At 55.7% G+C, this 23,022-nt stretch carries 22 protein-coding genes and 4 tRNA genes; all 26 read right to left on the bottom strand.

Features of this window, described 5'->3' with window-relative positions; translation table 11 throughout:
* Positions 1-12: 12 nt before the first annotated feature.
* The 26 genes from rplV to birA all read right to left on the bottom strand — a co-directional run bounded on the left by rplV (position 13) and on the right by birA (position 22,837).
* The gene (gene rplV, locus PMI34_RS01650) at positions 13-345 is read right to left on the bottom strand and encodes a 50S ribosomal protein L22 (protein WP_003103908.1); all 333 of its coding nucleotides are present in this window, start codon (positions 343-345) and stop codon (positions 13-15) included.
* A gap of 11 nt (positions 346-356) precedes the next feature.
* Positions 357-632 (bottom strand): 30S ribosomal protein S19, encoded by a 276-nt coding sequence (rpsS, locus tag PMI34_RS01645; protein WP_002555486.1) that lies wholly within the window; start codon positions 630-632, stop codon positions 357-359.
* 16 nt (positions 633-648) lie between these two features.
* Positions 649-1,473, bottom strand: coding sequence for a 50S ribosomal protein L2 (gene rplB / locus PMI34_RS01640; RefSeq protein WP_008053874.1), 825 nt, complete (start codon positions 1,471-1,473; stop codon positions 649-651).
* Positions 1,474-1,487: 14 nt separating this feature from the next.
* Entirely contained in the window at positions 1,488-1,787 is a 300-nt protein-coding gene (rplW, locus tag PMI34_RS01635) for a 50S ribosomal protein L23 (RefSeq protein WP_002555488.1), read from the bottom strand.
* Positions 1,784-2,386, bottom strand: coding sequence for a 50S ribosomal protein L4 (gene rplD / locus PMI34_RS01630; protein WP_003228735.1), 603 nt, complete (start codon positions 2,384-2,386; stop codon positions 1,784-1,786). Before rplD ends, rplW begins: the two co-directional genes overlap by 4 nt.
* 12 nt (positions 2,387-2,398) lie before the next feature.
* On the bottom strand, positions 2,399-3,034 hold the full coding sequence (gene rplC / locus PMI34_RS01625) for a 50S ribosomal protein L3 (protein WP_003186059.1): 636 nt from the start codon (positions 3,032-3,034) through the stop codon (positions 2,399-2,401).
* Positions 3,035-3,114: 80 nt separating this feature from the next.
* The gene (gene rpsJ, locus PMI34_RS01620) at positions 3,115-3,426 is read right to left on the bottom strand and encodes a 30S ribosomal protein S10 (protein WP_003186070.1); all 312 of its coding nucleotides are present in this window, start codon (positions 3,424-3,426) and stop codon (positions 3,115-3,117) included.
* 157 nt (positions 3,427-3,583) lie between these two features.
* Positions 3,584-4,777, bottom strand: coding sequence for an elongation factor Tu (tuf, locus tag PMI34_RS01615; protein WP_008053875.1), 1,194 nt, complete (start codon positions 4,775-4,777; stop codon positions 3,584-3,586).
* 30 nt (positions 4,778-4,807) lie between these two features.
* Entirely contained in the window at positions 4,808-6,913 is a 2,106-nt protein-coding gene (gene fusA, locus PMI34_RS01610) for an elongation factor G (protein WP_007994652.1), read from the bottom strand.
* 30 nt (positions 6,914-6,943) lie between these two features.
* Positions 6,944-7,417 carry a 30S ribosomal protein S7 gene (gene rpsG / locus PMI34_RS01605; RefSeq protein ID WP_007994653.1) on the bottom strand — a complete coding sequence of 158 codons (474 nt, stop codon included), beginning with the start codon at positions 7,415-7,417 and terminating at the stop codon, positions 6,944-6,946.
* A 108-nt stretch (positions 7,418-7,525) separates the two neighbouring features.
* The gene (gene rpsL / locus PMI34_RS01600; RefSeq protein WP_003186084.1) at positions 7,526-7,897 is read right to left on the bottom strand and encodes a 30S ribosomal protein S12; all 372 of its coding nucleotides are present in this window, start codon (positions 7,895-7,897) and stop codon (positions 7,526-7,528) included.
* Positions 7,898-8,113: 216 nt separating this feature from the next.
* Positions 8,114-12,313, bottom strand: coding sequence for a DNA-directed RNA polymerase subunit beta' (gene rpoC / locus PMI34_RS01595; RefSeq protein ID WP_008053876.1), 4,200 nt, complete (start codon positions 12,311-12,313; stop codon positions 8,114-8,116).
* Between the two features lie 64 nt (positions 12,314-12,377).
* The gene (gene rpoB / locus PMI34_RS01590) at positions 12,378-16,451 is read right to left on the bottom strand and encodes a DNA-directed RNA polymerase subunit beta (RefSeq protein WP_007984407.1); all 4,074 of its coding nucleotides are present in this window, start codon (positions 16,449-16,451) and stop codon (positions 12,378-12,380) included.
* 220 nt (positions 16,452-16,671) lie between these two features.
* A complete protein-coding gene (gene rplL, locus PMI34_RS01585) occupies positions 16,672-17,037 on the bottom strand; it encodes a 50S ribosomal protein L7/L12 (RefSeq protein ID WP_007970414.1) in 366 nt (121 codons plus the stop codon).
* Positions 17,038-17,112: 75 nt separating this feature from the next.
* Positions 17,113-17,613 (bottom strand): 50S ribosomal protein L10, encoded by a 501-nt coding sequence (rplJ, locus tag PMI34_RS01580; RefSeq protein WP_007970413.1) that lies wholly within the window; start codon positions 17,611-17,613, stop codon positions 17,113-17,115.
* A gap of 198 nt (positions 17,614-17,811) precedes the next feature.
* Positions 17,812-18,507 carry a 50S ribosomal protein L1 gene (rplA, locus tag PMI34_RS01575; RefSeq protein ID WP_003186095.1) on the bottom strand — a complete coding sequence of 232 codons (696 nt, stop codon included), beginning with the start codon at positions 18,505-18,507 and terminating at the stop codon, positions 17,812-17,814.
* Positions 18,507-18,938: a 50S ribosomal protein L11 gene (gene rplK, locus PMI34_RS01570; protein WP_007933726.1), complete on the bottom strand. Its 432-nt coding sequence runs from the start codon at positions 18,936-18,938 to the stop codon at positions 18,507-18,509. Before rplK ends, rplA begins: the two co-directional genes overlap by 1 nt.
* 117 nt (positions 18,939-19,055) lie before the next feature.
* Positions 19,056-19,589, bottom strand: coding sequence for a transcription termination/antitermination protein NusG (gene nusG, locus PMI34_RS01565; RefSeq protein WP_007984405.1), 534 nt, complete (start codon positions 19,587-19,589; stop codon positions 19,056-19,058).
* A 9-nt stretch (positions 19,590-19,598) separates the two neighbouring features.
* Positions 19,599-19,967, bottom strand: coding sequence for a preprotein translocase subunit SecE (secE, locus tag PMI34_RS01560; RefSeq protein ID WP_007984402.1), 369 nt, complete (start codon positions 19,965-19,967; stop codon positions 19,599-19,601).
* Between the two features lie 45 nt (positions 19,968-20,012).
* Positions 20,013-20,088, bottom strand: a tRNA-Trp gene (locus PMI34_RS01555).
* A 174-nt stretch (positions 20,089-20,262) separates the two neighbouring features.
* Positions 20,263-20,338: transfer RNA gene (locus PMI34_RS01550), tRNA-Thr, on the bottom strand.
* Positions 20,339-20,364: 26 nt separating this feature from the next.
* A tRNA-Gly gene (locus tag PMI34_RS01545) sits at positions 20,365-20,438 on the bottom strand.
* A gap of 24 nt (positions 20,439-20,462) precedes the next feature.
* A tRNA-Tyr gene (locus PMI34_RS01540) sits at positions 20,463-20,547 on the bottom strand.
* 143 nt (positions 20,548-20,690) lie between these two features.
* Complete coding sequence (locus PMI34_RS01535; RefSeq protein ID WP_008053877.1) at positions 20,691-21,131, bottom strand: hypothetical protein; 441 nt, start codon at positions 21,129-21,131, stop codon at positions 20,691-20,693.
* Between the two features lie 7 nt (positions 21,132-21,138).
* Complete coding sequence (locus PMI34_RS01530) at positions 21,139-21,888, bottom strand: pantothenate kinase (protein WP_008053878.1); 750 nt, start codon at positions 21,886-21,888, stop codon at positions 21,139-21,141.
* A complete protein-coding gene (gene birA / locus PMI34_RS01525) occupies positions 21,878-22,837 on the bottom strand; it encodes a bifunctional biotin--[acetyl-CoA-carboxylase] ligase/biotin operon repressor BirA (protein ID WP_008053879.1) in 960 nt (319 codons plus the stop codon). Before birA ends, PMI34_RS01530 begins: the two co-directional genes overlap by 11 nt.
* Between the last annotated feature and the right edge of the window lie 185 nt (positions 22,838-23,022).

Consider the following 23,022-nt stretch of genomic DNA (forward strand, 5'->3'; position numbering starts at 1 on the left):
TCTTCGACTCCGTTACTTGTCAGCAACCTTGACAGTGATATGGCAAGACCGCTTGACGATGCGATCAGCACGGCCTTTGGCACGTGGCATGATGCGCTTCAGCGAACGCCCTTCGTTGACGAAAACAGTGCTGACCTTCAGGTCATCAACGTCTGCGCCTTCGTTATGCTCGGCGTTGGCTACGGCCGACTCCAGCACTTTCTTCATGATCTCGGCGGCTTTCTTACTGCTGAAAGCCAACAGGTTGAGCGCTTCGCCCACCTTCTTCCCGCGGATCTGGTCGGCGACCAAGCGGGCTTTCTGGGCGGAGATTCGAGCGCCCGACAACTTAGCGGCTACTTCCATTTCCTAACCCCTTAACGCTTGGCTTTCTTGTCTGCCACGTGCCCGCGATAAGTGCGGGTACCGGCGAACTCGCCCAGTTTGTGGCCGACCATGTCTTCGTTCACGAGAACTGGGACGTGCTGACGACCGTTGTGTACTGCGATGGTCAGACCGACCATTTGTGGCAGGATCATCGAACGACGCGACCAGGTTTTCACCGGTTTGCGATCGTTCTTTTCCGCCGCCACTTCGATCTTCTTCAGTAGGTGAAGATCGATAAAAGGACCTTTTTTCAGAGAACGTGGCACTGTCGTATCCCTCTATTTACTTGCGACGACGGACGATCATTTTGTCGGTACGCTTATTACCACGAGTCTTCGCGCCCTTAGTCGGGAAGCCCCATGGCGATACCGGATGACGACCACCAGAGGTACGACCTTCACCACCACCATGTGGGTGGTCAACCGGGTTCATGGCAACACCACGAACGGTTGGGCGAACGCCACGCCAGCGTTTGGCACCAGCTTTACCCAGCGAACGCAGGCTGTGCTCGGAGTTCGAGACTTCGCCCAGGGTCGCACGGCATTCAGCCAGGACTTTACGCATTTCACCGGAACGCAGACGCAGGGTAACGTACACGCCTTCACGAGCGATCAACTGAGCCGAAGCACCAGCGGAACGAGCGATCTGAGCGCCTTTACCTGGCTTCAATTCGATGCCGTGTACGGTGCTACCAACTGGAATGTTGCGCAGTTGCAGAGCGTTGCCCGGCTTGATCGGCGCCAGGGCACCTGCGATCAGCTGGTCGCCAGCGCTCACGCCTTTAGGGGCGATGATGTAGCGACGCTCGCCATCTGCGTACAGCAGCAGAGCGATGTGAGCAGTACGGTTTGGATCGTATTCGATACGCTCGACAGTGGCAGAGATGCCATCTTTGTCGTTGCGACGGAAGTCGACCAGACGATAATGCTGCTTATGACCACCACCGATGTGACGAGTGGTAATACGGCCATTGTTGTTACGACCACCAGACTTCGATTTCTTCTCGAGCAGCGGTGCGTGAGGAGCGCCTTTATGCAGCTCCTGGTTGACCACCTTGACCACAAAACGGCGGCCAGGGGAAGTCGGTTTGCATTTAACGATTGCCATGATGCACCCCTTCCTTACTCAGCACTGCTGCTGAAATCGAGATCTTGGCCTGGCTGAAGGGAGATAACTGCCTTCTTCCAGTCATTACGCTTGCCCAGACCGCGAGCAGTGCGCTTGCTCTTACCCAGAACATTCAGGGTAGTAACACGCTCTACTTTCACGCTGAACAGGCTTTCGACGGCCTTCTTGATTTCCAGCTTGGTTGCGTCGGTAGCAACCTTGAAAACGAACTGGCCTTTCTTGTCTGCCAGAACCGTAGCCTTCTCGGAAACGTGCGGGCCAAGCAGAACTTTAAATACGCGTTCCTGGTTCATCCCAGCAGCTCCTCGAATTTCTTCACGGCCGACACGGTGATCAACACCTTGTCGTATGCGATCAGACTAACTGGATCGGAACCTTGCACGTCACGTACATCTACGTGTGGCAGGTTACGAGCAGCCAGGTACAGGTTCTGATCAACAGCGTCGGACACGATCAGAACGTCGGTCAGGCTCATGTTGTTCAGTTTGCCCAGCAGGTCTTTGGTTTTCGGCGTTTCAACGGCGAAATCCTGAACCACGACCAGACGATCAGTACGCACCAGCTCAGCAAGGATGGAGCGCATTGCTGCGCGATACATCTTCTTGTTCAGCTTCTGGGAGTGATCCTGAGGACGAGCTGCGAAAGTGGTACCGCCGCCACGCCAGATTGGGCTACGGATAGTACCGGCACGAGCACGGCCAGTACCTTTCTGACGCCATGGGCGCTTACCGCCACCACGAACGTCGGAACGGGTCTTTTGCTGCTTGGAACCCTGACGACCGCCAGCCATGTAGGCTACGACTGCTTGGTGAACCAGCGTCTCGTTGAATTCGCCGCCAAATGTCAGTTCGGAAACTTCGATCGCTTGAGCGTCATTTACATTTAATTGCATGTCAGCTTCCCCTTAACCGCGAGCCTTGGCTGCTGGACGTACAACCAAGTTGCCGCCAGTAGCGCCAGGAACAGCGCCCTTGACCAACAACAGATTGCGTTCAGCGTCCACGCGCACTACTTCGAGGGACTGCACGGTCACGCGCTCAGCGCCCATATGACCGGACATTTTTTTGCCCTTGAATACACGACCAGGAGTCTGGCACTGGCCGATAGAGCCTGGAACGCGGTGGGATACGGAGTTACCGTGGGTGTTATCTTGCCCGCGGAAATTCCAACGCTTGATCGTACCCTGGAAGCCTTTACCCTTGGACTGACCGGTTACATCAACCAGTTGACCAGCGGCGAAGATTTCAGCGTTGATCAGATCGCCGGCCTGGTACTCGCCTTCTTCAAGGCGGAATTCCATTACGGTACGACCAGCGGCAACGTTCGCTTTAGCGAAGTGGCCAGCCTGAGCTGCTGTTACACGCGAAGCACGACGCTCGCCGACAGTGACTTGCACTGCACGATAGCCATCGGTCTCTTCAGTTTTGAACTGGGTGACGCGATTCGGCTCGATCTCAATGACCGTGACCGGAATGGAGACACCTTCTTCGGTGAAAATACGGGTCATACCGCATTTACGACCGACTACACCAATAGTCATGTTGTAAACCTCATGAGTGTACGGGGCTTTCACCCGCTATGGCCGCCCATTTCAGAGCGTTACACGACTAAGACCGAGTCTTAGCCGAGGCTGATCTGCACTTCCACACCGGCCGCAAGATCAAGCTTCATAAGAGCATCAACGGTTTTATCCGTTGGCTGGACGATGTCCAGAACGCGCTTATGAGTACGGATCTCGTACTGGTCACGCGCGTCTTTGTTGACGTGCGGGGAGACCAGAACGGTGAACCGCTCTTTACGGGTAGGCAGTGGAATTGGACCACGCACTTGAGCACCAGTACGTTTCGCGGTTTCCACGATTTCCTGGGTTGATTGGTCGATCAGGCGATGGTCGAAAGCCTTCAACCTGATACGGATTTGCTGATTTTGCATTGGATTTCAGACTCCGGCTGCTATTCCCACCGGGCGCAATACGCCCGTTAAAAGGAGGCGCAATTCTATAGACGCCCCAGATGGGTGTCAACCCAATAAAAAAGCCCCCGCTGAGCGGGGGCTTTTCAAAGCATCGAAGCTATCTCAAAAGAGATGCTTACTCGATGATTTTGGCTACGACGCCAGCGCCGACGGTACGACCGCCTTCACGGATAGCGAAACGCAGGCCGTCTTCCATTGCGATGGTCTTGATCAGGGTAACTTCCATCTGGATGTTGTCACCTGGCATTACCATTTCAACGCCTTCTGGCAGCTGGCAGTTACCAGTCACGTCAGTAGTACGGAAGTAGAACTGTGGACGGTAGCCTTTGAAGAACGGAGTGTGACGACCGCCTTCTTCCTTGCTCAGAACGTAAACTTCTGCGGTGAACTTGGTGTGCGGCTTAACCGAACCTGGCTTAACCAGAACCTGGCCACGCTCAACGTCGTCACGCTTGGTACCACGCAGCAGAACGCCGCAGTTCTCGCCAGCACGACCTTCGTCGAGCAGCTTGCGGAACATTTCAACACCAGTGCAGGTGGTGGTGGTGGTGTCACGCAGACCAACGATTTCCAGTGCATCTTGAACGCGAACGATACCGCGCTCGATACGACCAGTCACAACAGTACCACGACCCGAGATCGAGAATACGTCTTCGATTGGCATCAGGAATGGCTTGTCGATAGCACGCTCTGGTTCTGGGATGTAGCTATCCAGGGTTTCAACCAGTTTACGAACGGCAGTGGTGCCCATTTCGTTGTCGTCTTTGCCTTCCAGCGCCATACGAGCCGAACCGATGATGATTGGAGTGTCATCGCCCGGGAAGTCGTAGGTGGACAGCAGGTCGCGAACTTCCATCTCGACCAGTTCCAGCAGCTCAGCGTCGTCTACCAGGTCAGCCTTGTTCAGGAAAACCACGATGTACGGAACGCCTACCTGACGGGACAGCAGGATGTGCTCACGGGTTTGTGGCATCGGACCATCAGCGGCCGAGCAAACCAGGATCGCGCCGTCCATCTGGGCAGCACCGGTGATCATGTTCTTCACATAGTCAGCGTGACCTGGGCAGTCAACGTGAGCGTAGTGACGGATCTTCGAGTTGTACTCGACGTGCGCGGTGTTGATGGTGATACCACGAGCTTTTTCTTCTGGAGCGCTGTCGATTTTATCGAAATCAACGATTGCGGAACCGAAAACTTCGGAGCAAACGCGAGTCAGAGCTGCGGTCAGAGTGGTTTTACCGTGGTCAACGTGACCGATGGTGCCAACGTTGACGTGCGGTAGGGAACGATCAAATTTTTCTTTAGCCACGACAATTAACTCCTTGCCTAAAGGACTGAATCAGCCTTGTTTTTTGGTTACAGTTTCGACGATGTGCGACGGAGCTGTATTGTATTTTTTGAATTCCATAGAGTAGCTTGCGCGACCCTGGGACATCGAACGAACGTCGGTCGCATAACCGAACATCTCGCCCAACGGAACTTCAGCACGGATCACCTTACCGGAGACCGTGTCTTCCATACCCAGAATCATGCCGCGACGACGGTTAAGGTCGCCCATCACGTCACCCATATAGTCTTCAGGCGTAACAACCTCTACCGCCATGATCGGCTCGAGCAACTCACCACCGCCCTTCTGGGCCAGTTGCTTGGTCGCCATGGAAGCAGCCACCTTAAACGCCATCTCGTTCGAGTCGACGTCGTGGTAAGAACCATCAAACACGGTAGCCTTCAGGCCGATCAGCGGATAGCCGGCAACTACGCCGTTCTTCATCTGCTCTTCGATACCCTTCTGGATAGCCGGGATGTATTCCTTAGGAACCACACCACCCACTACTTCGTTCACGAATTGCAGACCTTCCTGACCTTCGTCAGCAGGAGCAAAACGGATCCAGCAATGGCCGAACTGGCCACGACCGCCGGACTGACGAACGAACTTGCCTTCGATTTCGCAATTCTTCGTGATGCGCTCACGATACGAAACCTGAGGCTTACCGATGTTGGCTTCGACGTTGAACTCACGGCGCATCCGGTCAACCAGGATGTCCAGGTGCAACTCGCCCATGCCAGAGATGATCGTCTGACCAGTCTCTTCATCAGTCTTGACGCGGAAAGACGGGTCTTCCTGAGCAAGCTTGCCCAGAGCGATACCCATTTTTTCCTGGTCATCCTTGGTCTTAGGCTCTACGGCAACCGAAATAACCGGCTCCGGGAAGTCCATGCGAACCAGGATGATTGGCTTGTCAGCGTTGCACAAGGTTTCACCAGTGGTGACGTCCTTCATGCCGATCAGGGCCGCGATGTCGCCAGCGCGAACTTCCTTGATCTCTTCGCGGGCGTTTGCGTGCATTTGCACCATACGACCCACGCGCTCTTTCTTGCCTTTGACCGAGTTGATCACGCCGTCGCCGGAGGCCAACACGCCCGAGTAAACACGGACGAAAGTCAAGGTACCCACGAATGGGTCGGTAGCGATCTTGAACGCCAGAGCCGAGAACGGCTCGTTGTCGTCTGCATGACGCTCCATTTGCTTTTCCTCGTCATCCGGGTCAGTACCCTTGATGGCAGGAATGTCGGTTGGAGCCGGCAGGTAGTCGATAACGGCGTCGAGAACCAGGGGAACACCCTTGTTCTTGAAAGAAGAACCGCAAACAGCCAGAACGATCTCACCAGCGATAGTACGCTGACGCAGAGCACCCTTGATCTCCTCGATGGTGAGCTCTTCACCTTCAAGGTACTTGTTCATCAGTTCTTCGCTGGCTTCGGCCGCAGCCTCAACCATGTTGTTGCGCCACTCTTCAGCCAGCTCCTGCAGTTCAGCAGGGATGGCTTCACGACGAGGAGTCATACCCTTGTCGGCATCGTTCCAGTAAACGGCTTCCATGGTCATCAGATCGATCTGACCCTGGAAGTTGTCTTCGGAACCGATAGCCAGCTGGATAGGCACCGGAGTGTGACCCAGACGCTGCTTGATCTGAGCGATCACGCGCAGGAAGTTCGCACCGGCACGGTCCATCTTGTTCACGTAAACGATACGTGGAACACCGTACTTGTTGGCTTGACGCCATACGGTTTCGGACTGAGGCTCAACGCCGGAAGTACCGCAGAACACAACGACCGCGCCGTCGAGTACACGCAGGGAACGCTCAACTTCAATAGTGAAGTCTACGTGGCCCGGGGTATCGATGACGTTGAAACGGTACTGGTCTTTGTGCTGCTTGGCGGAACCCTGCCAGAAGGCGGTAATGGCAGCAGAAGTAATGGTAATACCACGCTCCTGCTCCTGCACCATCCAGTCTGTGGTCGCGGCGCCGTCATGCACCTCGCCCATTTTGTGACTTTTGCCAGTGTAAAAAAGGACGCGCTCGGTGGTGGTGGTTTTACCAGCATCCACGTGTGCAACGATACCAATGTTACGGTAGCGATTAATCGGTGTTGTACGAGCCATAAAGCCCTCGCAAAATTAGTGACGCTAAAATTAGAAGCGGTAGTGCGAGAAAGCCTTGTTGGCTTCAGCCATACGGTGAACGTCTTCACGCTTCTTAACTGCAGCACCTTTACCTTCGGCAGCGTCCAACAGTTCGCCAGCCAAACGCAGAGCCATAGACTTCTCGCCGCGCTTGCGGGCGTAGTCTACCAACCAGCGCATTGCCAGAGCGTTACGACGGGAAGGACGAACCTCGACCGGAACCTGGTAAGTAGCACCACCAACGCGGCGCGACTTCACTTCGACCAGCGGAGCGATGGCGTCGAGTGCTTTTTCGAAGAGTTCCAGGGGATCGGTGCCGGCCTTACGAGCCTTCACGGTATCCAGGGCACCATAAACGATACGCTCGGCAACGGCTTTCTTGCCGCTTTCCATTACGTGGTTCATGAATTTGGCGAGGATTTGGCTTCCGTATTTCGGATCGTCCAGAATCTCACGCTTGGCTGCTACGCGACGTCTTGGCATTGATAAGCCCTCAAACGGTCTTCAGGTTAGCCCGGGACAGCTCCTGTGGATGCGTGCCCGACCTTACTCTTATCGACTCAATAAAATGAAAAACTGCAAAACGGCCGATTACTTCGGACGCTTGGTACCGTACTTCGAACGACCCTGGTTACGACCTTTAACACCGGAAGTATCCAACGAACCGCGAACGGTGTGGTAACGAACACCTGGCAAGTCTTTTACACGACCGCCGCGGATCAGTACCACGCTGTGCTCTTGCAGGTTGTGGCCTTCACCGCCGATGTACGAGGAAACCTCGAAACCGTTGGTCAGGCGCACACGGCATACTTTACGCAGTGCCGAGTTAGGTTTTTTCGGCGTGGTGGTGTACACACGGGTGCACACGCCACGGCGTTGCGGGCAGTTCTGCAGCGCAGGCACGTCGGATTTCTCGACGATACGCTTACGCGGCTGACGTACCAGCTGGTTGATAGTTGCCATCTACTAGCTCCACTGTTGTCTTGCGACGCTATTGTCTTGCAAGAAAAGCAAAATGGCAGGAACGAGTTCCCGCCAAATTTAGGGGTACAAGAGTCTAAAGAGGATCTTGTCCCCAGTCAAGGCAAGGCCCCGCCCTCCCCGCTCATCCAATCTCGACAATTTGTCTCGATTCGATGAACGGAGTGACCAGGGCCTCACACTCATTTACCGCAGAACTCAGTTACCGCTCGAGTTCAGCGCTTCGGTCAGTGCAGCTTCCACTTCACTGGCGCTTACGCGCAACGGCTTGTCTGCATCACGGCGGCGCTTACGCTCGCTGTGATAAGCCAGGCCGGTACCAGCCGGGATCAGACGACCCACGACCACGTTTTCTTTCAGGCCGCGCAGGTAATCGCGCTTGCCGGTTACCGCCGCCTCGGTCAGTACGCGAGTGGTTTCCTGGAAGGAAGCCGCCGAGATGAACGATTCGGTGGACAACGACGCCTTGGTGATACCCAGCAGAACGCGAGTGAACTTGGAGACAAACTTGTCTTCGCCGCTCAGACGTTCGTTCTCTACCAGCACGTGAGTCAATTCCATCTGGTCGCCCTTGATGAAACTGGAATCGCCGGATTCAGCGATCTCAACTTTACGCAGCATCTGACGCAGGATGGTCTCGATGTGCTTGTCGTTGATCTTCACGCCTTGCAGACGGTAAACGTCCTGGATCTCGTTGACGATGTACTTGGCCAGCGCACTCACACCCAGCAGACGCAGGATGTCGTGTGGATCGCTAGGACCGTCGGAGATAACTTCGCCGCGGTTTACCTGTTCGCCTTCGAACACGTTCAGGTGACGCCACTTCGGAATCAGCTCTTCGTACGGATCGCTACCGTCGTTCGGGGTGATAACCAGACGGCGCTTGCCCTTGGTCTCTTTACCGAACGCGATGGTGCCGCTGACTTCAGCCAGAATCGACGCTTCTTTCGGACGACGGGCTTCGAACAAGTCGGCAACACGCGGCAGACCACCGGTGATGTCGCGAGTTTTCGAAGTCTCTTGCGGGATACGAGCGATAACATCACCGATCGCGATCTTCGCGCCATCCGCCACACCGACCAGGGCGTTGGCTGGCAGGAAGTACTGAGCGATAACGTCAGTGCCTGGCAGCAACAGATCCTTGCCGTTGTCGTCGACCATCTTCACGGCAGGACGGATGTCCTTACCGGCAGCTGGACGGTCTTTGGCGTCGAGTACTTCAATGTTGGTCATACCGGTCAATTCGTCGGTCTGACGCTTGATCGTGATGCCTTCTTCCATGCCCACGTAGGTCACGGTACCTTTCATTTCGGTAACGATCGGGTGAGTGTGCGGATCCCACTTGGCCACAATGGCGCCAGCTTCGACCTTGTCACCTTCTTTAACCGAAATCACGGCACCGTACGGCAGCTTGTAACGCTCACGCTCACGACCGAAGTCATCAGCGATGGCCAGCTCACCGGAACGGGACACGGCAACCAGGTGACCATCAACTCGTTCCACGTGCTTCAAATTGTGCAGACGAACGGTACCGCCATTCTTCACCTGGACGCTGTCCGCAGCGGAGGTCCGGCTTGCCGCACCACCGATGTGGAACGTACGCATCGTCAGCTGGGTACCCGGCTCACCGATGGACTGGGCAGCGATAACGCCGACCGCTTCACCGATGTTCACCTGGTGACCACGAGCCAGGTCGCGGCCGTAGCACTTGGCGCAGATACCGAAACGGGTTTCGCAGCTGATCGGCGAACGTACGATCACTTCGTCGATGCTGTTGAGCTCGATGAACTCGACCCACTTCTCGTCTACCAGGGTGCCGGCAGGAACGATGACGTCCTCGGTACCTGGCTTGAATACGTCACGGGCGATAACTCGACCCAATACGCGCTCACCCAACGGCTCTACAACGTCACCGCCTTCAATGTGCGGAGTCATCAGCAGACCGTGTTCGGTGCCGCAATCGATCTCGGTTACAACCAGATCCTGCGCCACGTCTACCAGACGACGAGTCAGGTAACCCGAGTTCGCCGTTTTCAACGCGGTATCCGCAAGACCCTTACGAGCACCGTGAGTGGAGATGAAGTACTGGAGTACGCTCAAACCTTCACGGAAGTTCGCGGTAATCGGCGTTTCAATGATGGAACCGTCCGGCTTGGCCATCAGGCCACGCATACCGGCCAGCTGACGAATCTGTGCTGCGGAACCCCGCGCACCAGAGTCAGCCATCATGTACATCGAGTTGAAGGATTCCTGGTCGACTTCGACGCCATGACGGTCGATGACTTTCTCTTTCGAGAGGTTGGCCATCATCGCCTTGGAAACTTCGTCGTTCGCCTTGGACCAAAGGTCGATCACTTTGTTGTACTTCTCGCCCTGGGTTACCAGGCCGGAGGCGTACTGACTTTCGATCTCTTTCACTTCGTCGGTGGCTGCACCGATGATGCGGGCTTTTTCATCCGGGATAACGAAGTCGTTAACACCGATGGAAACGCCGGAAATGGTCGAATAGGCAAAACCGGTGTACATCAACTGGTCAGCGAAGATCACGGTCTCTTTCAGACCAACCACGCGGTAGCACTGGTTGATCAGCTTGGAGATCGCCTTTTTCTTCATCGGCAGGTTGACGACGTCGTACGACAGACCCTTTGGCACAACCTGGAACAACAGCGCACGGCCGACAGTGGTGTCGACGATACGGGTGTTGGTCACGCTGCCGCCATCACGGTCGTTGACGGTTTCGTTGATCCGGACTTTGACCTTGGCGTGCAGTGCGGCTTCGCCGGCACGGAACACACGGTCAACTTCCTGCAGATCCGCGAACACACGACCTTCGCCCTTGGCGTTGATCGCTTCACGAGTCATGTAGTACAGACCCAATACAACGTCCTGCGACGGAACGATGATTGGCTCACCGTTGGCTGGCGACAGAATGTTGTTGGTCGACATCATCAACGCACGCGCTTCGAGCTGGGCTTCCAGCGTCAGCGGTACGTGCACGGCCATTTGGTCGCCGTCGAAGTCGGCGTTGTACGCGGCGCAGACCAGAGGGTGCAGCTGGATAGCCTTGCCTTCGATCAGTACCGGTTCAAACGCCTGGATACCCAGACGGTGAAGGGTCGGTGCACGGTTGAGAAGAACCGGGTGTTCGCGAATCACTTCAGCGAGAACGTCCCAAACCTCTGGCAGCTCGCGCTCGACCATCTTCTTGGCAGCCTTGATGGTGGTAGCGAGACCACGCATTTCAAGCTTGCCGAAAATGAACGGCTTGAACAGCTCGAGAGCCATCTTCTTCGGCAGACCGCACTGGTGCAGACGCAGGGTCGGACCTACGGTAATTACCGAACGACCGGAGTAGTCAACACGCTTACCGAGCAAGTTCTGACGGAAACGACCTTGCTTACCCTTGATCATGTCAGCCAGGGATTTCAGAGGACGCTTGTTGGAACCGGTGATAGCGCGGCCACGACGACCGTTGTCGAGCAATGCGTCGACAGCTTCCTGCAACATACGCTTTTCGTTGCGCACGATGATGTCCGGAGCGGACAGATCCAGCAGGCGCTTCAAACGGTTGTTACGGTTGATCACTCGACGATACAGATCGTTGAGGTCGGAAGTCGCGAAGCGACCGCCATCGAGCGGGACCAGTGGACGCAGATCTGGCGGCAGAACCGGCAGAACGGTCAGCACCATCCACTCTGGCAGGTTGCCGGAACCCTGGAAGGCTTCCATCAACTTCAGACGCTTGGACAGCTTCTTGATCTTGGTTTCGGAGTTGGTTTGCGGAATCTCTTCACGCAGGCGGCCAATCTCGTGCTCCAGGTCGATAGCGTGCAGCAGTTCGCGGACAGCTTCGGCACCCATGCGGGCATCGAAATCGTCGCCGAACTCTTCCAGCGCTTCGAAGTACTGCTCGTCGTTCAGCAGCTGACCTTTTTCAAGGGTGGTCATGCCTGGATCGATAACGACGTAGCTCTCGAAGTAGAGAACGCGTTCGATATCACGCAGGGTCATGTCCATCAGCAAGCCGATACGAGACGGCAGCGATTTCAGGAACCAGATGTGGGCAACCGGCGAGGCCAGTTCGATGTGCGCCATGCGCTCACGACGAACTTTTGCCAGCGCGACTTCAACGCCGCACTTCTCGCAGATCACACCACGGTGCTTCAAGCGCTTGTACTTACCGCACAGGCACTCGTAATCCTTTACCGGGCCAAAGATCTTGGCGCAGAACAGGCCGTCACGCTCAGGTTTGAACGTACGGTAGTTGATGGTTTCCGGCTTTTTAACTTCACCGAACGACCACGAACGGATCATCTCAGGCGATGCCAATCCGATACGGATGGCGTCGAACTCTTCGACTTGACCCTGGTTTTTCAGCAAATTCAGTAGGTCTTTCAAGGCCTTTCCTCCTGGCGGAGCAGAGAGCGGGCAATCCAGCCCCGCTCTCGATTCGCGTCACGTGTTATTCGGTTTCCAGATCGATATCGATGCCGAGGGAACGAATTTCCTTGATCAACACGTTGAAGGACTCGGGCATGCCCGGCTCCATACGGTGATCGCCATCCACGATGTTCTTGTACATCTTGGTACGGCCGTTCACATCGTCCGACTTCACTGTGAGCATTTCTTGCAGAGTGTAAGCGGCACCGTATGCTTCCAGTGCCCAGACCTCCATCTCCCCGAAACGCTGACCACCGAACTGCGCCTTACCACCCAGCGGCTGCTGGGTAACCAGGCTGTACGAACCGGTAGAACGAGCGTGCATCTTGTCGTCTACCAAGTGGTTCAGCTTCAGCATGTACATGTAGCCAACGGTAACCGGGCGCTCGAACTTGTTGCCGGTACGGCCGTCGGTCAGCTGCATCTGGCCGCTTTCTGGCAGGTCCGCCAGTTTCAGCATGGCCTTGATTTCGCTTTCCTTGGCGCCGTCGAACACTGGAGTGGCCATTGGAACGCCGCCACGCAGGTTTTGAGCCAGGTCCAGGATTTCCTGGTCCGAGAAGTCATCGAGGCTTTCCTGACGACCGCCGATCTCGTTATAGATCTCGTGCAGGAATTTGCGCAGCTCGGCAACCTTGCGCTGCTCTTCAACCATGCGGTTGATCTTCTCGCCCAGACCCTTGGCCGCGAGGCCCAGGTGGGTTTCAAGGATCTGACCGACGTTCATACGCGAAGGTACGCCCAACGGGTTGAGGACGACGTCGACCGGGGTGCCATTGGCATCGTGCGGCATGTCTTCAACCGGCATGATCACGGAGACCACACCTTTGTTACCGTGACGACCGGCCATCTTGTCGCCCGGCTGGATGCGACGACGGATTGCCAGGTAAACCTTGACGATTTTCAGCACGCCTGGAGCCAGGTCATCGCCCTGCTGCAGTTTGCGCTTCTTGTCTTCGAACTTGTCGTCCAGCAGACGGCGACGATCAACGATGTAGGCCTGAGCCTTCTCGAGCTGCTCGTTCAGAGCATCTTCAGCCATGCGCAGTTTGAACCACTGGCCGTGCTCAAGACCGTCGAGAACTTCGTCGGTGATGTCCTGGCCTTTCTTCAGACCGGCGCCGCCTTCGGCTTTGTGGCCGACCAGAGCGGAACGCAGACGTTCGAAAGTAGCACCTTCAACGATACGGAACTCTTCGTTCAGGTCCTTGCGGATCTCGTCCAGCTGGGACTTCTCGATCGACAGGGCACGAGCATCACGCTCAACGCCGTCGCGGGTGAAGACCTGTACGTCGATGACAGTACCTTTGGTACCGGTAGGTACACGCAGGGAGGTGTCTTTAACGTCGCTGGCTTTTTCACCGAAGATCGCACGCAACAGTTTTTCTTCCGGAGTCAGCTGGGTCTCGCCTTTCGGAGTGACCTTACCGACCAGGATGTCGCCTGCGCCAACTTCAGCACCTACGTAAACGATACCGGCTTCGTCCAGCTTGTTCAGAGCCGCTTCACCCACGTTCGGGATGTCGGCAGTGATTTCCTCTGGGCCAAGCTTGGTGTCACGGGCCACACAGGTCAGTTCCTGGATGTGGATCGTGGTGAAACGGTCTTCCTGAACAACACGCTCGGACAGGCAGATGGAGTCTTCGAAGTTGAAGCCGTTCCATGCCATGAACGCGATGCGCATGTTCTGACCCAGAGCCAGTTCACCCATGTCGGTGGACGGGCCGTCGGCCATGATGTCGCTACGCTGAACCCGATCACCCTTACGCACCAGCGGACGCTGGTTGATGCAGGTGTTCTGGTTGGAGCGGGTGTATTTGGTCAGGTTGTAGATGTCGACACCGGCTTCACCGGTTTCAACTTCGTCATCGGCAACACGAACCACGATACGGCTGGCGTCGACGGAGTCGATCACGCCGCCACGACGAGCCACGACGCAAACGCCGGAGTCACGGGCTACGTTACGCTCCATGCCGGTACCTACCAGCGGCTTGTCGGCGCGCAGGGTTGGTACAGCTTGACGCTGCATGTTCGAACCCATCAACGCACGGTTGGCGTCGTCGTGCTCGAGGAACGGAATCAGCGACGCAGCAACCGAAACTACCTGCTTCGGCGAAACGTCCATCAAAGTGACGTCTTCCGGCGCCTTGACGGTGAATTCGTTCAGGTGACGAACAGCTACCAGCTCGTCGATCAGGACTTTCTTGTCGTTCATCGTGGCCGAAGCCTGAGCGATCACGTGATCGGCTTCTTCGATGGCGGACAGGAACACGATCTCGTCGGTGACCAGAGCGTCTTTCACCACACGGTACGGGCTCTCGAGGAAGCCGTACTGGTTGGTGCGCGCATAGGCAGCCAGGGAGTTGATCAGGCCGATGTTCGGACCTTCCGGCGTTTCGATCGGGCAAACACGACCGTAGTGCGTCGGGTGTACGTCACGCACTTCAAAGCCGGCACGCTCACGAGTCAGACCGCCAGGGCCGAGTGCGGAAACACGACGCTTGTGGGTGATCTCGGACAGCGGGTTGTTCTGGTCCATGAACTGGGACAGCTGGCTGGAACCGAAGAACTCTTTCACCGCCGCAGCCACTGGCTTGGCGTTGATCAGGTCTTGCGGCATCAGGCCTTCGCTTTCAGCCATCGACAGACGCTCTTTGACCGCACGCTCAACACGTACCAGGCCAACACGGAACTGGTTCTCGGCCATTTCGCCTACGCAGCGAACACGACGGTTACCCAGGTGGTCGATGTCATCGACGATGCCTTTACCGTTACGGATGTCGACCAGGGTCTTCAGTACCGCGACGATGTCTTCCTTGCACAGCACGCCCGAACCTTCGATCTCGGTACGACCGATACGACGGTTGAACTTCATCCGGCCGACTGCAGACAGGTCATAGCGCTCAGGGCTGAAGAACAGGTTGTTGAACAGGGTCTCGGCAGCGTCCTTGGTTGGCGGCTCGCCAGGACGCATCATGCGATAGATCTCGACCAGTGCTTCCAGTTGGTTGCTGGTGGAGTCGATCTTCAGGGTGTCGGAGACGAACGGACCGCAGTCGATATCGTTGGTGTACAGAGTTTCGATGCGAACAACCTGAGCCTTGGCGATTTTGGCCAGGATCTCAGTGTTCAGCTCGGTGTTGCACTCTGCCAGGATTTCGCCGGTTGCCGGGTGCACGATGACCTTGGCGGTTGTACGACCCAGGACATAGTCCAGAGGCACATCCAGCTCTTTGATCCCGGCTTTTTCCAGCTGGTTGATGTGGCGAGCGGTAATACGACGACCCTGCTCGACAATAACCTTGCCTTTGTCATCCTGAATATCGAGGACAGCGATTTCACCGCGCAGGCGCTGAGGCACCAGCTCCAGGCTCAGGGTCTCGCCCTTCACGTGGAATACGTTGGTGGTATAGAACGCGTCCAGCACTTCTTCAGTGGTATAGCCCAGCGCGCGCAGCAGTACCGAGGCTGGCAGCTTGCGACGACGGTCGATACGCACGAATACGCAGTCTTTCGGGTCGAACTCGAAGTCCAGCCACGAACCGCGGTAAGGAATGATGCGCGCGGAGTACAGCAGTTTACCGGAGCTGTGCGTCTTGCCACGGTCGTGGTCGAAGAACACGCCCGGGGAACGGTGCAGCTGGGAAACGATTACACGCTCGGTACCGTTGATTACGAAGGTACCGTTCTCAGTCATCAGGGGGATTTCACCCATGTAGACTTCTTGCTCTTTGATGTCCTTGATCGCTTTGTTCGACGATTCTTTGTCGAAAATGATCAGGCGCACTTTTACCCGCAAAGGTACGGCGTAAGTTACACCGCGCAATACGCATTCTTTGACATCAAATGCCGGTTCGCCCAGGCGATAACCGACGTACTCCAGCGCAGCATTGCCGGAGTAGCTGATGATCGGGAAAACGGATTTGAAGGCCGCATGCAGGCCCACGTCGCGGAACTGATCTTTAGTCGCTCCCGCTTGCAAGAATTCACGATACGAATCCAGCTGGATGGCCAGGAGGTACGGCACATCCATGACGTCCGGCAACTTGCTAAAGTCCTTGCGGATACGTTTTTTCTCAGTATATGAGTAAGCCATCAGCGTTCCCCAGCTTGGTCACCTGCTTGTTTGGCCCCTCCCGACGGGAGCAGCCAGAAAATCGTGCAAACCCCATGGTTTGCGCCACCACATCGGGTGGTTACAGCACGTTATCGACACCGACCCAGTCGGCTGCCAATAACGGAAAAAGGCCGGTGGCAAGAGCCACCAGCCATCAGCCTGTCGCTTAACGCTCGGGCTGGAGGAGCAAAGTCGATGCTTACTTCAGCTCGACTTTAGCGCCTGCTTCTTCCAGAGCTGCTTTGGCTTTGTCAGCTGCGTCTTTGGCAACAGCTTCCAGAACCATGGCAGGTGCGCCGTCAACTACAGCCTTGGCTTCTTTCAAGCCCAGACCGGTCAGTTCACGTACAGCCTTGATCACGTTAACTTTCTTCTCGCCAGCTTCGGTCAGCATGACGTTGAATTCGGTTTGCTCTTCAGCAACGGCAGCAGCAACAGCTGGACCAGCCGATGCAGCAGCAGCGGTAACACCGAATTTTTCTTCGAAAGCTTTGATCAGCTCAACAACTTCCATTACGGACATGTTGCCAACTGCTTCAAGGATATCGTTCTGAGAGATAGACATGAATCTAATTCCTGATATTGGGGACGGCCTACGCGACCATCGAAAAAAACAAAAAACGCGAGAAGTTGACGAGCCTTAGGCTGCAGCAGCTTCTTTCTGGTCGCGAATTGCCGCCAGAGTACGAGCCAACTTGCTGGTAGCGCCTTGAATCACGCTCATCAGCTGAGAAATTGCTTCGTCACGGGTCGGCAGAGTTGCCAGTACGTCGATTTGGTTAGCTGCGAGGAACTTGCCCTCGAACGCAGCTGCCTTGATCTCGAACTTGTCCTGACCCTTTGCGAATTCCTTGAAGATCCGGGCAGCAGCGCCTGGATGTTCTTTGGAGAACGCAATCAGGGTAGGGCCAGTGAACACGTCGTTGAGGACACTGAATTCAGTGTCAGCAACAGCGCGCTTGAGCAGGGTGTTACGTACAACACGTACGTAAACGCCAGCTTCACGAGCCTCTTTACGGAGTCCGGTCATCGCGCCTACTGTTACGCCACGGGCATCAGCCACGACAGCGGACAGAGCGACTTTGGCAGCCTCGTTGACTTCAGCGACGATGGCCTTCTTGTCTTCGAGTTTAATTGCCACGGGTTTAACTCCTGCTTGTTACCGTTTCATCTGGTCGAAACCGGATGTCGTTTTGGTGTCTGATTCGGTAAGGAACCGGGAGCACCATCTGCGTAGGCTTGAGGTTTAAGACTTGCGTCGCCTACGGTCTTGGATAGCCCCCGCCAGGCAGGGACCCCAATTTTTCAATTGGCGCGATCGCTCGCGCCAATCTGTGTCTTACGCGTCGAGCGAGCTTTGGTCGATGACCAGACCTGGGCCCATAGTGGTGCTCAGGGTAACGCGCTTGACGTAAATGCCTTTCGAGGAAGCTGGCTTGATACGCTTCAGATCAGCGATCAGGGCTTCAACGTTTTCCTTCAGCTTGACGGCATCGAAGCCGATCTTGCCAACGGAAGTGTGGATAATGCCGTTTTTGTCGGTGCGATAACGAACCTGACCAGCCTTGGCGTTTTTAACCGCGGTAGCTACGTCTGGAGTTACGGTGCCGACTTTAGGGTTAGGCATCAGGCCACGTGGACCGAGGATCTGACCCAACTGACCTACAACGCGCATTGCATCCGGGGATGCGATCACTACGTCATAGTTCAGGTCGCCGCCTTTCATTTCGGCAGCCAGGTCGTCCATGCCTACACGGTCAGCGCCGGCAGCCAGAGCGGCTTCAGCAGCTGGACCCTGGGTGAACACAGCAACGCGAACGGTCTTGCCAGTGCCGTGTGGCAGCACAGTAGCGCTACGAACGACCTGGTCGGATTTACGCGGGTCAACACCCAGGTTTACAGCTACGTCGAACGACTCGCTGAACTTGACAGTCGACAGCTCGGCCAGCAGGGCAGCGGCGTCTACAAAGTTGTAGGCCTTGCCTGCTTCGATTTTGCCGGCGATAGCCTTTTGACGCTTGGTCAGCTTAGCCATTACACACCCTCCACGTTAAGGCCCATGCTACGAGCAGAACCGGCGATGGTACGCACGGCTGCTTCCATATCAGCTGCAGTCAGATCCGCGTTTTTGGTTTTCGCGATTTCTTCCAGCTGAGCACGAGTCACGGTGCCAACCTTAACGGTGTTCGGACGAGCGGAACCGCTGGTCAGACCGGCCGCCTTCTTCAGCAGAACCGAAGCAGGGGTGGATTTGGTTTCGAAAGTGAAGCTACGGTCGCTGTAGACAGTGATGATCACTGGAGTCGGCAGACCTGGCTCAAGACCCTGAGTACGGGCGTTGAAAGCCTTGCAGAATTCCATGATGTTCACGCCGTGCTGACCCAGAGCAGGACCAACAGGTGGGCTTGGGTTAGCCTGAGCGGCCTTCACTTGCAGCTTGATGTAAGCGGTAATCTTCTTGGCCATGAGGCACTCCAATTACGGGTTCGAACGCCTCGAGAGGCTCCCCGGTTACTTGCGCGTTTATCCCAGTGACGACAAAACCCCACAGCCTACGGCTGCGGGGTTGGGATTTTTGTTCAACTAGACCTTTTCGACCTGGCTGAACTCGAGCTCCACCGGAGTAGAGCGACCGAAAATGAGCACTGCGACCTGGATCCGGCTCTTTTCGTAGTTAACTTCTTCAACAACACCGGTAAAGTCTGCGAACGGACCGTCATTGACGCGCACCGACTCACCCGGCTCGAACAACGTCTTCGGCTTCGGCTTGTCGCTGCCATCGGCAACACGACGCAGAATCGCTTCTGCTTCTTTATCGGTAATTGGCGCAGGCTTATCGGCAGTACCGCCAATGAAACCCATCACCCGAGGAGTGTCCTTGACCAAGTGCCAAGTACCCTCGTTCATATCCATCTGCACCAGCACATAGCCAGGGAAGAACTTGCGTTCGCTTTTGCGCTTCTGGCCATTGCGCATTTCAACCACTTCTTCAGTGGGAACCAGAATCTCGCCGAAGCCATCTTCCATACCGGCCAGCTTTACGCGCTCGATCAGCGAGCGCATTACATGCTTCTCGTAACCGGAGTAAGCATGCACAACATACCAACGCTTAGCCACGGGACACCCTTAGCCGACGATCAAGGAAACAAGCCAGCCGAGCAGGGAATCGAGCCCCCACAACAGCAACGCCATAACCAGGACAACAGCCACAACGATCAACGTGGTCTGCGTGGTTTCTTGGCGAGTTGGCCAAACGACTTTACGAATTTCGGTGCGCGCTTCCTTAACCAGTACAAAGAAAGACTTGCCCTTGACCGTCTGCAGGCCTACAAAGGCAGCTACGGCAGCAATGGCAAGCAATGCGAGTACGCGGTACAGGATCGGCGAAGCAGAAAAGTACTGATTGCCAACAACGCCAACAACCACCAGAGCGACTACTACAAGCCACTTGAGGAGGTCGAAACGAGAGCCTTGAGCTTCAGCTTTAGGAGTCATCTATGAAGATCCTGTGAAAAGAAAGCCAGACACACCGAGTGAATCTGGCAGGTCAGGAGGGAATCGAACCCCCAACCTACGGTTTTGGAGACCGTCGCTCTGCCAATTGAGCTACTGACCTAAAACAAAATCAGGCCGACCATTATGCCGACCCGAAAAAGACTTTACAACACTTACGAGGCAATCCTGGCTGCAACGCCGGCATTCACGATACCGACAACCTTCAGAAACCCAATCAGGCGCAACCACTACCACCTAAAACAAAGGCAGATATTTTCATATCTGCCTTGTTATATGGAGCTCTTGAGCGGATTTGAACCGCTGACCTCACCCTTACCAAGGGTGTGCTCTACCAACTGAGCTACAAGAGCGTAACACTGTGCAAAACCTGTAAACTTGGAGCGGGTAGCGGGAATCGAACCCGCATCATCAGCTTGGAAGGCTGAGGTTCTACCACTAAACTATACCCGCGAGGCTTACAGCTCTCGCTAAAAATGGTGGAGGGGGAAGGATTCGAACCTTCGAAGTCGTAGACGTCAGATTTACAGTCTGATCCCTTTGGCCGCTCGGGAACCCCTCCTAAGCGAGCCGGCATTCTACATCATGCCAGCCTTCTGTCAAGCATTTTTCTCATTAAAAACCTGAGCTTAGCTGCGTTGACCTCGCCTCACACCGTTTACCGTTTCCGGTGTTCGCTGTGGAGCGGGCGCCATTCTATGCAAACTATTCGGTGGGTGCAACCCCCTCGCACGGCATTATTTTATGTTTTAACTCATTGAATTCTTTAGAAAGGTTTTGCAGCTGCAAATCGTCCAGCCAACGCCGGCTTTCCGGTGCGATACGCACCCAATACCCTGCCCCTTCGGTCGCAGCTTTCGGCAGGGACTGATACTTGACCTCCATCCCGCTCAAACGACGTTCAACCGCCTGTGCAGCCTCCTGGCGCGCATAGCCGCCCAGATAGAGGCAGCCATTGTCTGTCGAGACAGCTTTACCCTTATCCCTTGATACGTCACTTGCTTCGCTCAACAAGCGGATATCTTGTTGAGATCCGCGATAAAGACTCAAAGGCGTGACATCCTTCGCGCGCAAAGGGGCCTCTTGTTGATGCCAGATGTAATAGAACCCATTGAGGACAAGCAGCAGCAGAAACAACCAACGCATAAAAACCTCAGGACAAGGGACAGGCCATGGCCAATCCGACAAACACCAAGTCCGGAACAACCCTGGCCTGAGGCACGACCTCAGCAACCAGGTTCGCATCCCCCCCGGTGAGGAACACGACAAAGTCCTCACCCCAGTAACTGCGCGCCAATTCGAGTTGGGTCAGCACGAAGCCGCGCAACATCAACAGACAACCACGCTCTACAGCCTCGACAGTCGCGCGACCTGGAACAAGACGCTCCAGGGCCTGCTCGGCCGCCAGATCCCCATAACGAATTTTGCGCGTGTGAGTGCGTAACTGGTTGCGCATCAACGGCATCCCCGGACAGATGAAACCACCCAGGTGCTCTCCATCCGCCGCGATAAAGTCAGCAGTCACCGCCGTACCGAAATCGAGTACCAGGCACGCACCTGAAGCCAGATGAAAGCCCCCAAGCATCGCAAGCCACCGATCCAGGCCCAACCGCTCAAACTCTTCATACCCATTGCGCACGCCTGACATTTCGCGCGCAGGCGTTGCGCATACAACCGGCACATCAAAGGTATCGCCGAGCAAAGACGTCAGCGCAGCGGTTTCCTCCGCGGTCCTGACGCTCACCAACCGGCAAAACGTGAGGGCAAGCCCCTTGAGCGCCCCCACCCCCTCCAGCAATCCAGGATTGGAATCGACGACCCCTTCACCCAGCACCTGCCCGGCATTAGCGGCAAGCACACGCCACTTGATGAAACTATTCCCACAATCGAGCTCAAGAATCATCACGCAACCTCAGGCTCAACTCACCACCACTGAAGACTTTCTCCACACCATCCACCTTCAGGCGCAAGGCGCCCTGGCCATCGATACCAAGTACCTCACCATCAATTTGATTGACGCCGGCAATCAACGACACGCTTTGCCCCTGCCACAGGTGATTTTGCTCCCACTCCGACTGGATGGCCAAAAAACCACCCGCCTGGTGACGAGCCAGGTATTGCTGCAGCATCTCCCCCAGCATCGCAACCAATTGGTTGCGATCAAACAATTTGCCTGACTCGAGCCGCAGGGATGTCCATTGCTGATCCACTTCGTCAGTGGACTGCATGTTCACATTGATTCCTACACCCAGGACCACGTGACACACATCAGCAGGGTCACCAACCAACTCGAGCAGTATTCCCGCGATTTTTTTCTGGCCTACAAGGACATCGTTAGGCCATTTCAATCCAGCGGCTGCAATACCGAGCTCACGCAACGTCTGCAAGACAGCGAGTCCAACAACAAGACTCAAGCCCTCCAGCTGACGCATCCCACCATCAATACGTAGCACCAGACTGTAATAGACGTTTTCTGCGAATGGACTGACCCACTTGCGACCACGTCGCCCGCGCCCGGCCGTCTGCCGCTCCGAAAGCACCACAAAGGGTGCCGCTTGCCCGCGATCAATCGCGCGCAGTGCTTCGGCATTAGTGGAGTCAATCGAGTCGTAAACCTGGACGGGCCAGGCGCAAGAGTGCGCCTGAGCGCTGATCTCGGCAGGATCGAGCAGCGCTAATGGCGCGGACAATTGATAGCCGCGCCCGCGAACCTTATGAATAGACAAACCCAGCTCAGCCTCCAAATGCTGAAGCTGCTTCCACACAGCGCTACGACTGACGCCCAGGGCAGCACCCAATGCTTGACCCGAATGGAATCGGCCATCTTTAAGAAGCTTTAACAACGTCAGCATGCAGGTCTCGCCTCACAATGAGGCCCGCATGATAGCCACGCACCGAGCGATTGCATAGAAATCCAGTAATCGTGGCTTTTCTGCGGACAAAAACAAAACCCCAACTGCTTTCGCAATTGGGGTTTCGGAATTTAATCTTGACGATGACCTACTCTCACATGGGGAAACCCCACACTACCATCGGC

The organism is Pseudomonas sp. GM74 (assembly GCF_000282455.1).
Lineage (GTDB): Bacteria > Pseudomonadota > Gammaproteobacteria > Pseudomonadales > Pseudomonadaceae > Aquipseudomonas.

Coding starts and splice junctions, on each gene's coding strand:
- rplV (WP_003103908.1), bottom strand. CDS start 345: ATGGAAGTAGCCGCTAAGTTGTCGGGCGCTCGAATCTCCGCCCAGAAA.
- rplB (WP_008053874.1), bottom strand. CDS start 1,473: ATGGCAATCGTTAAATGCAAACCGACTTCCCCTGGCCGCCGTTTTGTG.
- rplW (WP_002555488.1), bottom strand. CDS start 1,787: ATGAACCAGGAACGCGTATTTAAAGTTCTGCTTGGCCCGCACGTTTCC.
- rplD (WP_003228735.1), bottom strand. CDS start 2,386: ATGCAATTAAATGTAAATGACGCTCAAGCGATCGAAGTTTCCGAACTG.
- rplC (WP_003186059.1), bottom strand. CDS start 3,034: ATGACTATTGGTGTAGTCGGTCGTAAATGCGGTATGACCCGTATTTTC.
- rpsJ (WP_003186070.1), bottom strand. CDS start 3,426: ATGCAAAATCAGCAAATCCGTATCAGGTTGAAGGCTTTCGACCATCGC.
- fusA (WP_007994652.1), bottom strand. CDS start 6,913: ATGGCTCGTACAACACCGATTAATCGCTACCGTAACATTGGTATCGTT.
- rpsG (WP_007994653.1), bottom strand. CDS start 7,417: ATGCCAAGACGTCGCGTAGCAGCCAAGCGTGAGATTCTGGACGATCCG.
- rpsL (WP_003186084.1), bottom strand. CDS start 7,897: ATGGCAACTATCAACCAGCTGGTACGTCAGCCGCGTAAGCGTATCGTC.
- rpoB (WP_007984407.1), bottom strand. CDS start 16,451: ATGGCTTACTCATATACTGAGAAAAAACGTATCCGCAAGGACTTTAGC.
- rplL (WP_007970414.1), bottom strand. CDS start 17,037: ATGTCTATCTCTCAGAACGATATCCTTGAAGCAGTTGGCAACATGTCC.
- rplA (WP_003186095.1), bottom strand. CDS start 18,507: ATGGCTAAGCTGACCAAGCGTCAAAAGGCTATCGCCGGCAAAATCGAA.
- rplK (WP_007933726.1), bottom strand. CDS start 18,938: ATGGCCAAGAAGATTACCGCTTACATCAAGCTGCAAGTGAAGGCCGCT.
- secE (WP_007984402.1), bottom strand. CDS start 19,967: ATGACTCCTAAAGCTGAAGCTCAAGGCTCTCGTTTCGACCTCCTCAAG.
- PMI34_RS01535 (WP_008053877.1), bottom strand. CDS start 21,131: ATGCGTTGGTTGTTTCTGCTGCTGCTTGTCCTCAATGGGTTCTATTAC.
- PMI34_RS01530 (WP_008053878.1), bottom strand. CDS start 21,888: ATGATTCTTGAGCTCGATTGTGGGAATAGTTTCATCAAGTGGCGTGTG.
- birA (WP_008053879.1), bottom strand. CDS start 22,837: ATGCTGACGTTGTTAAAGCTTCTTAAAGATGGCCGATTCCATTCGGGT.